Here is a 13,528-nt window from a genome sequence, read left to right on the forward strand (position 1 = left end):
ACTTCTTTTTACATTCAAAAAGTTTATTTATTCCAAACATTTTTCGATTTAACTTTTAGAGCTCTGATAATAATTTCAGAAAAATAATCACGTCTACAGTCAGACAAATAACCATTATAAACACACAATATGACAACAAAATTATTTTATTTTTCAATTTTCTTATTGCTCAGCTTGGGAATCAAAGCCCAAAACATAAACATTCCGGATGCAAATTTTAAAGCGAAACTTCTATCTTCATCGATAAACAATCCTGTAGCTCAAAATCTTGCCGGGAATTATTTTGCTATTGACACTAATAATGACGGGCAAATACAGCAAAGTGAAGCTGATCAGGTAGGAGCTTTGGTACTTATAAGCAGTACCAATAGTAATCCTATACAAAACTACCAAGGAATTTTGTCTTTCAGAAATATTAAAACAATACATATAGATTACCATAATTCTCCGGATAATAATCTTTCAATTTCAGATTTAAATCTTTTGGAAAATATAGATATATCATTTCAGGGAGCATCCAGTTTCACCCCCGGAATATTATCCATAAACAATTGTTTAAATCTTAAAAATCTCAAAGTAAACGTAATTACTCTTCAAAACCTTACAAATACGCCATCTGTAAAAAATGTCGAGCTTAATATTTATCCGACCGGAAGCACACAAAATATTTTGAATGATCTGGGAAATTTAACAAATCTGGAAACAATAAGATTGCTTAGTACAGGTACTATTAATTCTGGAGTAACAGCTGGCACATTGAATCTAAGTAACCATCAGTTTTTAAAAGAGGTCAGTATAAATTCTTTAAAACTGACAGAATTAAACCTTAGTCATTGCAATTTACTGGATACCGTAAATATAAATATGGGGTATAATCTTCCAAATGTTAATCCAAATTATTTCGGGAGTTTAAATGTGAGTTTTTGTCCGGCTCTTACGACTATTGATCTTGCCGGTGATTCAAATATTGGAGGTCTGAATGCAGATAATTGTATAAACCTTCAAAGTATTACTTGTTTCTCAGAATATCTTGGGAATTTCAGTGCCAATAACTGCCCTGTGCTTAATGAAATAAAACTGACTTCTTTTAGTTCATTTAATGCATTTCAGATGGTAAACTCTCCCAACTTAAAAAATATTTGGATCGATAAATACGGAAATGATTCTTTTGATGCAACTCCTGCCCCTAATCTTGAGCATCTTTATTTAGGTTCACCATGGTACTATCCTGGTTATAATACCAATTTTTTCGGAACACTTCAAAATCTTACGATTTCGAATAATTTAAAACTTAAAAGTTTAGGATTACGGAATCATAAAATAACACAACTGAATATTAATGGACTTCCAATGCTGGAAAATGTAGTTATAGAATTATCTTACAATTCTAATACAAGTTACACACCTCAGCCAGATTTTGCTACAGAGTTTTTGCAGTCTGTGAATATTCAAAACTGCCCTTCACTTACCAGTGCTGGATTTCCGGGACAGAAAGGCCTTAAGAATATTACGATTAAAAACTGTGGAAGCCTTACAAGCTTAGAACATTCAAACTCGGGGATGGCTTATCCTGAATCCGGAGAATTAAAAACCGTTGACATAGAGGATTGTGCAGCTTTATCTTTCGTCAATCTAAGCTATAATAAAATTGATGATTTTAAATTAAAAAATACCGGAGCACATACTATTGACATCAGCCATAATGAACTTGCAAATTTTGAATTATTAAACAACAATAATTTAACCGAACTTTTAGCTTCAAAAAACAAATTTACAAGCTTAAATCTTTCTGCTTTACCCAATAATCTTCAAACATTAGATAATTCATTTAATTTAATTTCTACTGTTACCGGAACATCTTCTTCTATAAAAAGTTTGAATATATCTAATAATAATCTCACTGATTTTAATATTCACAATCTTGCAAATTTAGATGCTTTGATTATGGGAAGAAACAGAATTGTAGATGTAGATTTTTCGGGACATACAAAGATCAAAACAATTTATGAGTTTGATTACAGTAATTTCTTTGGAAATACAGGTTTCACAAATCCTTCCACATTCACAAAAACTTTTAATGTAAATAACTGTACAAACTTAGAAACCTTACTTCTCGAATCTTCTTCTTTAGAAAAAGTTTTCGCTAAAAATGGCGTCAATGAAAACATAACCTTTCAGATGACAGGAAATTATCCTAATCTCCAATATATCTGTTGTGATGCGTCTCAGATTACAGATCTTACAAATTGGCTTGCAATGGATGGTATCGTTTGTAGTATTAATGATTATTGCAACTTTCAGCCAGGCGGAAATCATAATACGATTACCGGAACTGTAAGATTTGACGAAAACACCAATGGCTGTGATACAAACGACGAAGCTTTTGAACATTTAAAGCTAAAAATCAGCAACGGAACAACTACCTCAGAAACTTTTGTAAAAAACAACGGTGAGTACAATCTATACAACAGCCAAGCAGGAAATTATACAGTGACATCAGAAGTAGAAAATCCTTCATTATTTACCATTACTCCTTCAACGTTCACAACTAATTTTACCGATAACAACAATAATATTTTTACTCAGAATATCTGCGTTACCAAGAACGGAAATGCTAAAGATCTTGAAGTAATTATTGCTCCGGTCACCGATGCAAGACCTGGTTTTGATGCCGTATATAAATTAATCTGGAGAAATAAGGGGAATACAAGCCTTTCCGGAAGTGCAGTCCTTAATTTCGATGCTTCAAAAATGGCTTTCATTTCTTCTGTTTTACCTTCAACAGTTTCAGGAAATCAAGTTAGTTTTAATTTTAATAATTTAAAACCATATGCCAGTTCATCTTCAGAAATCACATTTAAAATCAACACTCCTACCCATCCTACAAATCCCGTAAATAATGGAGATATTCTGAATTTTACGGCAAATGTAACTCCCATTTCAGGAGATATAAATCCTGATGACAATACATTTAATTACAAACAAACCGTTGTCGGCTCATTTGATCCCAATGATATTACCTGTCTCGAAGGAAATACAATTCCATTATCAATGGTAGGAAAATATCTTCACTATATCATTAATTTTGAAAATACAGGAACTGCTCCAGCTACTCATATTGTTGTAGAAATGGATATCAATCCTGATGATTTCGATATTAATTCTCTGCAATTACAAAATACTTCGCACAACAGTTATACAAAAGTGACGGAAAATAAAGTAGAAATGATCATGAAAGACATCAATCTTACGGCGGCAGCACATGGAAATATTGCCTTAAAAATAAAATCTAAAAACAATCTCGTTTCCGGAGACAGCGTAAGCACTAAAGCAAATATTTATTTTGATTACAATTATCCTGTAGAAACCAATGAAGCGATTACCAATATCAGTTCTGCCACTTTGGGTACTGATGATATAGTCAAAGGAGATTCTTCGGTAAATGTTTATCCAAATCCAACAAAAGGAGATGTAAATATAGATGCCAGTTCAAAAATAAAATCTGTCGAAATATATGACATCCAAGGAAGAATTATCCAAAAACAGCTGGGAATCAATGCTCAGAAAGCAAAAATCTCTATTCAGCATAATGTTTCTGGAGTCTATATCTTCAAAATATTTACTGAGAAAGAAACTTTTGTGAAAAAAGTCATTAAAAACTAATTCGTTACAATTATTTTCAATTCAGCCGCTCTTCTTTTTATTAAGAGCGGCTTTTTATTTTCCCACTATGGTATTTACAAACACTAAGAACAACAGATAATAAATCTACTTATTTATCATGTTATAAATAAAAAATTAATATTATTTTAATCATTACAGTGAATCATTTGCAATATATTAATTATATTAGCATCACAAAAACTAAAAAGTATTCTTATGAAAGGAAAACTACTACCTATTACGGGCTTGGTACTGTCAAGCATGTTCACTACTCTTATTAACGCTCAGGAATATCAGCCACTCACCATACAAAGTGGATTGAATGCTGACGTAATTGCCAATGGCATCGGTACTTCAGCTTCATCAACAAATAATGATGTAGACGGTGTAAACTATGCTTTTGTATCAAGAGATTTTCAATTAACAGGATCAAGCACCCCACTTTCCTACGGTCTTCCCATTAACGGAATTATCAATACGGCTGTTGGCTCTACTTCAGGATTGAGTTATCAGCTCGCTTCTTATTCTTCCAACAATTCATTAAGACTGCAAGCTGCAGGAAGCAACGGAACGATTGCATTTTCAAATCCAATTCCGGTTATCAGTTTATATATGCTGGCAACAGGAGGTAGCGGAGCATGTGTCGTAGATGTGGACGTCAATTTTTCAGACGGCAGCTCTCAATCATTTGCAGGAGTAAATATCTCAGACTGGTACGGAGGAAGCAGTTATGCAATTCAGGGAATTGGAAGAATTAATCTTACCAATGATAATCTGGAATCCGGAAGTGGCACCAATCCAAGGCTGTATCAGATCCCTTTAGCTATTAATGCAGCCAATCAATCAAAGAATGTCCAGAGTGTTACTGTAACTAAAGTATCCGGAGGCGTTCCCAATATTTTTGCATTTTCGGCAGATGCTTATAACGCATGCTCTGCTCCGACCAATATCACTTCTACAACGACAACTACGACAGCAACGCTAAACTGGACAGCACCAACCAGTGCTCCTTCAGCAGGATATCAGTATTATTACAGTACTGCCTCCACTGCTCCTACAGCAACAACGACTCCTTCAGGAAGTGTGGCAGCAGGAACAACGACTGCTACTTTAAATAATTTAACTACCGGACAAACCTATTATTTCTGGGTAAGATCAAACTGTGGTTCTTCACAAGGTTTCTGGAGAATGAAAGAATTTGTTACCGGGCAGCTGTCAACTACTTATTCTGTAGGCGATATCAACACAGAATATAGTGACTCTCTTCCAACGACTACATCAACTACAAGCTGTCCGGGTACGCTTACTGTAAGTGTTCCGGCCGGATATAAAATAAAATCTACCAGCGTATCTTATACAATGACTGCACAGGCAGGTGCATGGATGTCTGAACAGAAAAGTTTATTGGTTTGTACAACAAACGGAAATACTGAAACAGATGTTGCGTCAGGATCTTCTTCTTCAGGAGGCACATTCTCCTATAACAGAACAGGTTTGGCTCTTGCTAATGACCTGACAGGAAATGTTAATTTCGAATTAAGAGCCTGGAGAATGTGGGGTGATCAAAGTTTAGGCTGCGATGCATCTTACAATAAAGTCGATAATAATACATGGACGGTAACGGTAACTTTGGAGCCTCTAAATTTAGCGACCAGCGAAACCAAAGCCCAAAAACAAATATTAGCTTATCCGAATCCGTTTACAGATGTTTTGAATATTGATAAATCAGACAATGTAAAACGTGCTGTAGTAACAGATCTTTCAGGAGTTGCAGTAAAAACTTTTGACAATCCTTCTTCAGGACTTCATCTTGAAGGGGTAAAAGCAGGAGTTTATATCTTAACATTAACCATGAAAGACGGCTCAGTTAAAAGTACAAAGGTTATTAAAAGATAATTGACAAAATAGCATAAACAAAAAACCGGACTGCCAGTCCGGTTTTTTTTTATTTAAAAAAAAAGATTAAATTTTCTCTCCGTTTACATATACCTCATATCCAATTTCTACATTGGGTTCTAAAGTTTTCGAAACAGAACAATATTTATCAAAAGATAATTGTGCTGCTTTTTCGGCTTTTTTAGGATCAATATTTCCTTCAAGATAAAATTTCACCTGCATAGACTTGAAAGGCTTTGCGTCTTCTACCTGTACTCTTTCCCCTTCAACTTCTGCTTTAAAACCTGTGATTTCCTGTCTTTGTTTTTTCAAAATAGAAACTACATCTATCCCGCTACATCCTGCAACTGCCATAAGAACACTCTCCATTGGCGAAACCCCTTTGGCTCCCGGTTGTGTAGTATTGTCCAGCAATATTGAATTTCCCTGTGAATTGGTACATTCAAATAAAAAATCGTCGTTTATTCTGTTTAATGTAATTTTCATTTTTTGAAATTATATTTAAAGTGCTTCGACAGGTTCAGCATGACTAATCCTTACAAGTAATTTTAAGCCGTGCGATGTTGAGCTTGCTGAAGCATTTATTGTTAATTAATATTCTACAAAACTATAAAATTCCTCTCGCTTTTATCTCTAAATATTTATTGATAACATCGATATTTAAATTTTCAGGTAAGGTATATACTGTATAGATACCATATTTCCTAAGTTCCTGAATGATGAGCTTTTTTTCAAATTCAAATTTTTCGGCAATAATTTCGTCATAAATTTCCTGAATACTTTCAGGATTTTTATGAATCAGGGATTGCAGCTCCGAATTTTTAAAGAAAACAACAACCAGTAAATGATTTTTAGCAATTCCCCGGAGATATTTCATCTGTCTGTTGAGACCATCTAATGTTTCAAAGTTGGTAAAGAGCAGAATCAGACTTCTTTGGTTGATCGAATATTTAACATCCTGATACAATCTGTTAAAATCACTCTCAAAAAAGTCGGTTTTTATATTGTATAATGCCTCGGATATTTTTTTCAGTTGTCCTGATTTATTTTCTGCCGCAATCTTATTTTCAGTTTTTTTAGAAAAAGTCATCATTCCTGCCCTGTCATTTTTCTTTAGAATAATGTGGGAAAGTGCCATTGTTGCATTAATCGAATAATCGAGCAGGCTCAATCCGTTAAAAGGCATCTTCATCGTTCTTCCCGTATCGATCAGCATAAAAATACGTTGAGATTTTTCATCCTGAAACTGGTTAACCATCAATCGGCTGGTCTTGGAAGTTGCTTTCCAGTTAATAGTGCGGATATCATCTCCCGGAACATATTCTTTGATTTGCTCAAATTCCATTGTGTGCCCCAGTTTTCTTATCTTTTTGATTCCACCAAGCATGAATTCACTCTGAATAGCCATTAATTCATATTTTCGGAGATGGATAAATGACGGATAGGATGGTAAATTAGCATCCTTTAAAAACTGAAATCTCTTTGAAACAAAACCAATCGGCGATTCTGTATAAATATTTAAATTTCCAAAATTATATTCTCCTCTTTCTTTGGGTTCCAGAATATACTGGAAAAATGTATTTTTTCCGGATTCAATCTGTTTTTGAATCATGAAATCTCTCTTTTGAAACTGAAAGGGGATTTCATCAATAATTTTAGTATTAATTTTGAATCTGTAATTGTTTTTAACATCAATTTTCACAGAATTTTCATCTCCATTAGACAGTTTCTCCGGTAAAATTCTTTGTGCCAAAACACCATCCTTCTGATTGAACAGCAAAAGGCAGTCAACTAATACCACAACGAAACACACTATCAGCCCAATATGGGCAATCCACATGAAAATTGGAAAGAAAAATGCCAAAACATACAATGCTCCCACCCCGATGAGTGCGAAAAAAAAACGTGTATTAATGTATAAGTTTTTCATTTCTTTTTAAGGGCTTAGGAATTAAAGTTTAAGGGTTTAGGAAATAACTTTTAAATTATCCAGCATCAGCTTTCTAAATCCTAAGCCCTAATTCTTATAATCTACCTAGGAATCTCTATTCCCTCTAATATTTGTCTGATAATCTCGTCTGCAGTAAGACCTTCCATCTCTCTTTCCGGCGATACGATAACCCTGTGTCTTAATACCGCGTAACTCGCTTCCTTAATATCTTCAGGAGTTACAAAATCTCTTCCTCTTAAAGCCGCAAATGCTTTTGAAGCTGTTAGCAAAGCAAGACTGGCTCTTGGGGAAGCTCCCAGATATAAAAACTGGTTTTCTCTTGTATTGATAATAATCTTGGCAATATATTCCATCAACTGAGCCTCAACAATGATTTCTTTAACCAATTGCTGATAGCTTTTCAACTGTTGAGCTGTAATTACCTTGTTTACGGCTTCTGTTTTGTCTTCTTTTTTATTTTCGTGCTGGTTTTTAATGATCCTAATCTCCTGTTCAAGATTAGGATAACCAACATTTATTTTGAACAGAAAACGGTCAAGCTGCGCTTCAGGAAGTCTGTACGTTCCTTCGTGTTCTATAGGGTTTTGGGTAGCCACTACTAAAAATGGTTCTTCCATGGTGTAACGTGTTCCATCCATAGTTATCTGTCGCTCCTCCATTACTTCAAACAAAGCAGCCTGAGTTTTAGCGGGCGACCTGTTTATTTCATCAATCAAAATAAAATTGGAGAAAATAGGTCCTTTTTTAAATTCAAATTCTGAATTCTTGACGTTAAAAATAGACGTTCCTAAAATATCCGAAGGCATCAGATCCGGCGTAAACTGAATTCTGCTAAAATCAACATCAATAGTCTTAGCTAATAATTTTGCAGTAATGGTCTTTGCCACGCCCGGAACTCCTTCAATCAGGACGTGTCCGTTTGATAAAAGCGCTGCCAAAAGATGCTCAATCATCGTTTCCTGACCTACGATCACCTTTGCGATTTCAGCTTTTACTCTATCTAAACTCGCACGAAGCTCAATCATATCAATTCTTGACTGAAACTGATCTTCTTTTTTATCGATATTTATAGAATTCTGATCTTCTATGTTTTGGTTTTCAAGGTTTTCCATATTCTTTTAATTTAGCAATGTAAGCGTTAACTGACTTTACAATGTTATATTTTTAAGATTTGTTATATTTTTATTATTTCGTCCAGTACTTTATTCATTCTCGCAAGATCTTCTTTCATCACACTTGCATATGGATCTTGGGCTTTTTTGATCAGTTCAATACCTTCATTAATCATTTCAATAGGTTTCCCGGTTTTCAACTGAAGTTTTTTTGCAAAAACATCATCCAGATTTTGGGTATCGATTAAAAGATCCAATCTTACTTTATTCAAAAAATACTGGGCTTTCTTGGCCATCATATCATGAAAATCTCCTTCCTGTAAATAAAGATTTCCGATACTTTTGACAAAATCAACTGATGTATTTTTTAAAGGCTCGATAATCGGAACTATTCGCTGTTTTCTTTTTGCATTAAAGAAAATAAATAAAATCAAACCACCCAAAAGCACCCACCAGGCATATTTCAGAGCCGGATTTGAGAGAATAAACCTCATGAAAAACCGTGAAGATTTTGTATTGCTCTCTACAAACCAGAGGGTTTCCTTATCGTCAAGATAAGAAAAAACATCCTGTGCATATTGTACATTTCCGGATTTTAAAAGATAATAATTCGTCAGGAAAAGAGGCTCACAATGAACATAAATATTTCCTTTTCCAAGTTTTCTTTTGATAAAATTAACCTGTTCATGTTTATTTTTCTCAATCATTTTCCCCAGAATCTCTACCTGAGGTTTTATATAAACAAAACCTCTTCCCGATGGAAATTTATCTAAGGTAATAAAATCGTTTTGATATTTTCTATCCGTCAGTTTTAAAACCGCCTGGTCATCAAAAGAAATCTGTGAATCATAATATCCGATACTGTCTGCTATCTGTTTTGGCATCTCACTTACAATAACCATGGCATCCGAACCTTCCGAAACTCTATCCAGAATTTTGTTCCAGGATTCTATATCAACATCATTTTCGACAATCAAAATATTATGAGCATCTTTTTTATGCTGGTTATAATAATCGTAAGGAGTCTGCTCTATTTTTTTTAATTGATTTTTAAAAAGATTTTTAGCTTCTTCATTAAAAACAAATAATCCGAACGGTGATTTTTCATTAACGTTGAAATTCTTACGCCAATCCGTTGTTTCTTTTTTACTAACTTCAAGCAATGCCAGAATCACCATCACAATGATGAAAATTACAGCATATATTTTGAAAGTTTTATTCATGGTAAAAGTTTAATTACGGTTTAAATGACTGATATTGGTTCCTGAATTTCAAATAATTTTCTTCATCAATACTGAATTCTCCATACCATACATATTCAAAAATATATGAGAGTCCCGAAAATTCATTTTTAAGATGCGGCGTTTTAAGTTCTTTTTCGTAATCTTTATTCGTTTTCTCAGGATTCCAGTTGATGAATTTTTTATCACTCAGTTTTTTTAAAACATATAAAAACTGATATCGGATGGCGGAACGATAATCATGTGTTTTCTCAAATGCTAAGATACTTTCCGGAAAATTGATTTCATGAATATTTTCGTGCAGCTCTTCTTCAGCAATATCTACTTTTTTATTCTTCTTTCCAAAAATAAAATTTCCGTCTTTACCCAGAAGAAATTTAATGATAATATATAAAAGAAAGCCTACAAGAACAATAGCGAAGACGCGGATAAGAATTTCAGCACCTTTAGCTGATGATGAAAAAGCTGTTTCTCCAAAAATACTTTCCAATATTTTCGCGATCTTACGCATTAGCTTCTGTCCGAAAGACTCTCTTGGTTTTGAAGTTGAATAATCAAACTCATTACCTTTATACCGCGACTGTATATTCTCTTTAAATTTTTTTGGGTAAATCTTATTCTCAGAAACAGGTTTTTTAAGCAATACAGAATCCGCACGCAACATGTTTCCATAGCCTGTAACCCCCATTGAATCCAGATAAGCTTCAGCGACAGGCGGCGGAACCGGCTCTGTATCACTTTGAGCATATGCACATTCAGCGGAGAAAAAAATCAGTAAGAAAAAAAGAATTTTATTCATTGATACCGATCGTTTCTATTTCTTCAAGTTCCACTTTTTGATGAAGATCTGTTCTGCTGTCGTAATACATTAATCCTGAATTGATATATAACAGGTTCATCATTAAAAATGAAATTAAAGCAGAGATTCCATATACAATAAATACTGCAATTCCTAAAGTTCCCGAAAACGGATTCTGTTCAAAATTACCATCAGACGGTGTTGTAAACAGCGAACCATAAAACAACATCATCGGAACAAACGTAAATATCAAATTAATAATATAATAAATGATCGCTAAAATAAGTGTAGATCCCCAATATTTCCAGTAAGGAGAGTCTTCTCTGCCGTTTGCATAGGAAAATTGTGATCGTATAGCATAACTTAAGCTTTCAAAAAAGCCCCGGTTGCTGCTAAAATAATCATAGCTCAGGAAAGTAATGACATTAAATAAGGTAGGAGCAACAAAAAGGAGGATAATTAGGCCTATTAAAACAAAAATCAAAATATATGAAATTCCAAAAATAATGATTGAAGCAGGCATCACAAGAAAAGTAAGACCTAAATAAAGTTTAAAAATCTTCCCTGCATTTCTTTTAAAATCACCCAGAATTTCATCGGTTTTAATCTTCGTTTCTCCTGCTGAAACCCTTTTGGTATAAAATACTGGAAAAAGGAAATTGATAACCATTAATGCCGAATACAAAAAAAACATCAACATAGCAGTCACTAAAAGCATCCCTAGGTTATTCTGAAAATATTCTTCAAAATAATAAGCATCTCCATTCAGATTTGATCCGAAAGCCTGCCCAAAAAGCTCTTTAAATCCAAAAATCCCGACTACAACGAGTAGAATCAACAGTAGACCATTGATTAAAATATAGCTTTTGAAATAATTTTTTCCGTATAGTTTAAAGAAATTGAAGGTATCACTTATAAAAGTACCGAAATCTCTTTTTTTATAAAACTGCATCATTGATCTGGTTATTAATTTTTTTACTGACTATGGTAGGATATACAAGGTAATAAAATCCAATGATAAAAAGAGAACCGAAAATAATAATCAGGTTCAGAATTAAAGGCATTTTTAAGGCATGCCTGGTGACATATCCTTCAATAATCCCAGCACAGACCGTAAATGGAACCGTACTTAAAAATATTTTAAAAGAGTCTTTAAACCCATTTTTAAAAGAATTAAATCTTGACAAAGTTTTTGGGAACAGAATAGAAGCACCCAAAATTAATCCGCACATCGCTTCTACTACCATCGAAAAAATTTCGAAAACACCGTGAAGCCAGATTCCTCTCGCGCTGTCTTTTAATGCTCCATAATCATAGAAAAAATATTGAAAAGAGCCCAACATCACACTATTCGACAACAAGGCAAAAAGAGTTCCGACTCCTCCAAAAATACCGTATACATAGAGTTTTGCTCCGACTCCAATGTTATTAAAAATAATACCGATTGAGCTTCCCCATGTTGAACCACTCTGATAAACACCTACAGCATTTCCTTTTTTAATATTTTCAATTGTTTCGTTCACATAACTTTCACCAAGAATAACATTAGCAAAATCCTTGTCATAAATAGCGGAAAGTACTCCTATTGAAGTAAATAATATAAAAAACAGAAAGGCATACATCAAAAATCTTCTGTATTCGAAAACCAGTAAAGGAACTTCAGTCTTAAAAAAATATAGCAGTCTGTTTTCTTCCACTCTCTTCGTCTTGTAAATTTTCTGAAAAATCTGTGAAGAAAGATGATTTAAATAAACCGTTGTATTACTTTTGGGATAGTAGGTTTGTGCAAATGAAAGATCATTGATAAGGTTAATATACAACGAAGACAGGTCATCAGGATTTTTTTTAATTTTCCCTTGAATAACCTGTTCAATTCCCAACCATTTTTCTTTATTTTGTTTAATGAAATAAACCTCTCTCATAATGATAAGGCTAAAATAATAAAAAATATGTCTCAAATTGCGATTAATACTTCACAAAATGTAAATATTAATTTCAACATTGCCGGTGTTGGAGAAAGGATGCTTGCCTTCATTATTGATCTTCTGATCAAGGTGGCTTATGGAGTATCTATATTTTATATTTTCTTCAATTTCTTCAATTTAGGATATGTTTTAAATGGTCTTGATCAGTGGTCCGTGGGGGCAGTATATATCATTCTTCTTCTTCCTGTCGTCATTTATCCGGTTGTTCTTGAAAGCTTAATGGAAGGACAGACTCCAGGTAAAAAAGTAATGAAAATAAGGGTTGTGAAGATTGATGGTTATCAGGCTGGTTTTGGAGATTATCTGATCCGTTGGTTCTTCAGATTGATTGATACTTCTTTTGCAGGAGTGATTGGGTTAATTTCGATGATTGTCTCAAAAAATAACCAACGTCTTGGAGATATCGCTTCGGGCACAGCTGTAATTTCTTTAAAAAACAACATTGACATTTCTCATACCATTTTAGAGAATATCAAGGAAGACTACGTTCCATCATTCCCACAGGTTATTGCTCTAAGCGATAATGACATGAGAATTATCAAAGATAATTACACCAAGGCTTTACGGAGTGACGACAGACAGATTATCAGTAAACTTTCTGATAAAATTAAAAGCATTTTAAAACTGGAAGTCGATCCTACAAAAATGACAGAAAGACAGTTTATCGGGGTTGTTATCAAAGATTACAACTATTATACAGGAAAGGACAGCTAATTGCGTAATCTTTAGTAAAGCTGAATGCGATTGGTATTTTTCATTAAATAGCTAAAGCCTATTTTTATTGACGAGAATATTACATTAACTCAACTTATTTTATTTACAAATTCATATTCAAAAAAGAATTTCAAATCCAATTTATCTGAAAACTTTTCTTGATTTAA

General features: G+C 33.6%; 10 protein-coding genes. 3 read left to right on the forward strand and 7 right to left on the reverse strand.

All coding sequences use genetic code 11. The features are described from left to right. The first annotated feature begins 129 nt into the window (after nt 1-129). Complete coding sequence (locus M2373_RS11505; RefSeq protein WP_259110719.1) at nt 130-3,663, forward strand: T9SS type A sorting domain-containing protein; 3,534 nt, start codon at nt 130-132, stop codon at nt 3,661-3,663. A 216-nt stretch (nt 3,664-3,879) separates the two neighbouring features. Further along, nucleotides 3,880-5,559 (forward strand): T9SS type A sorting domain-containing protein, encoded by a 1,680-nt coding sequence (locus M2373_RS11510; RefSeq protein WP_259110720.1) that lies wholly within the window; start codon nt 3,880-3,882, stop codon nt 5,557-5,559. A 66-nt stretch (nt 5,560-5,625) separates the two neighbouring features. On the opposite strand, the gene M2373_RS11515 is transcribed toward M2373_RS11510, so the two are convergent. The 7 genes from M2373_RS11515 to M2373_RS11545 form a co-directional block, all read right to left on the reverse strand. Further along, a complete protein-coding gene (locus M2373_RS11515; protein WP_259110721.1) occupies nt 5,626-6,045 on the reverse strand; it encodes an OsmC family protein in 420 nt (139 codons plus the stop codon). A 121-nt stretch (nt 6,046-6,166) separates the two neighbouring features. Next, nucleotides 6,167-7,489, reverse strand: coding sequence for a DUF58 domain-containing protein (locus tag M2373_RS11520; RefSeq protein ID WP_259110722.1), 1,323 nt, complete (start codon nt 7,487-7,489; stop codon nt 6,167-6,169). A gap of 101 nt (nt 7,490-7,590) precedes the next feature. After that, entirely contained in the window at nt 7,591-8,622 is a 1,032-nt protein-coding gene (locus M2373_RS11525) for a MoxR family ATPase (RefSeq protein ID WP_259110723.1), read from the reverse strand. A 62-nt stretch (nt 8,623-8,684) separates the two neighbouring features. After that, nucleotides 8,685-9,845, reverse strand: coding sequence for a DUF4350 domain-containing protein (locus M2373_RS11530; RefSeq protein WP_259110724.1), 1,161 nt, complete (start codon nt 9,843-9,845; stop codon nt 8,685-8,687). Between the two features lie 13 nt (nt 9,846-9,858). Further along, a complete protein-coding gene (locus tag M2373_RS11535) occupies nt 9,859-10,662 on the reverse strand; it encodes a DUF4129 domain-containing protein (protein ID WP_259110725.1) in 804 nt (267 codons plus the stop codon). After that, complete coding sequence (locus M2373_RS11540; protein WP_259110727.1) at nt 10,655-11,617, reverse strand: DUF4013 domain-containing protein; 963 nt, start codon at nt 11,615-11,617, stop codon at nt 10,655-10,657. Before M2373_RS11540 ends, M2373_RS11535 begins: the two co-directional genes overlap by 8 nt. Beyond that, on the reverse strand, nt 11,601-12,584 hold the full coding sequence (locus M2373_RS11545; protein ID WP_259110730.1) for a stage II sporulation protein M: 984 nt from the start codon (nt 12,582-12,584) through the stop codon (nt 11,601-11,603). Before M2373_RS11545 ends, M2373_RS11540 begins: the two co-directional genes overlap by 17 nt. A 27-nt stretch (nt 12,585-12,611) precedes the next feature. Between M2373_RS11545 and M2373_RS11550 the strand changes: the two genes are divergently transcribed. Continuing rightward, nucleotides 12,612-13,361, forward strand: coding sequence for an RDD family protein (locus M2373_RS11550; protein ID WP_259110732.1), 750 nt, complete (start codon nt 12,612-12,614; stop codon nt 13,359-13,361). Nucleotides 13,362-13,528 lie beyond the last annotated feature (167 nt).

It is taken from the genome of Chryseobacterium sp. JUb7, assembly GCF_024806495.1.
Lineage (GTDB): Bacteria > Bacteroidota > Bacteroidia > Flavobacteriales > Weeksellaceae > Chryseobacterium.

Coding starts and splice junctions, on each gene's coding strand:
- M2373_RS11510 (WP_259110720.1), top strand. CDS start 3,880: ATGAAAGGAAAACTACTACCTATTACGGGCTTGGTACTGTCAAGCATG.
- M2373_RS11540 (WP_259110727.1), bottom strand. CDS start 11,617: ATGATGCAGTTTTATAAAAAAAGAGATTTCGGTACTTTTATAAGTGAT.
- M2373_RS11505 (WP_259110719.1), top strand. CDS start 130: ATGACAACAAAATTATTTTATTTTTCAATTTTCTTATTGCTCAGCTTG.
- M2373_RS11530 (WP_259110724.1), bottom strand. CDS start 9,845: ATGAATAAAACTTTCAAAATATATGCTGTAATTTTCATCATTGTGATG.
- M2373_RS11550 (WP_259110732.1), top strand. CDS start 12,612: ATGTCTCAAATTGCGATTAATACTTCACAAAATGTAAATATTAATTTC.
- M2373_RS11515 (WP_259110721.1), bottom strand. CDS start 6,045: ATGAAAATTACATTAAACAGAATAAACGACGATTTTTTATTTGAATGT.
- M2373_RS11520 (WP_259110722.1), bottom strand. CDS start 7,489: ATGAAAAACTTATACATTAATACACGTTTTTTTTTCGCACTCATCGGG.
- M2373_RS11535 (WP_259110725.1), bottom strand. CDS start 10,662: ATGAATAAAATTCTTTTTTTCTTACTGATTTTTTTCTCCGCTGAATGT.
- M2373_RS11545 (WP_259110730.1), bottom strand. CDS start 12,584: ATGAGAGAGGTTTATTTCATTAAACAAAATAAAGAAAAATGGTTGGGA.
- M2373_RS11525 (WP_259110723.1), bottom strand. CDS start 8,622: ATGGAAAACCTTGAAAACCAAAACATAGAAGATCAGAATTCTATAAAT.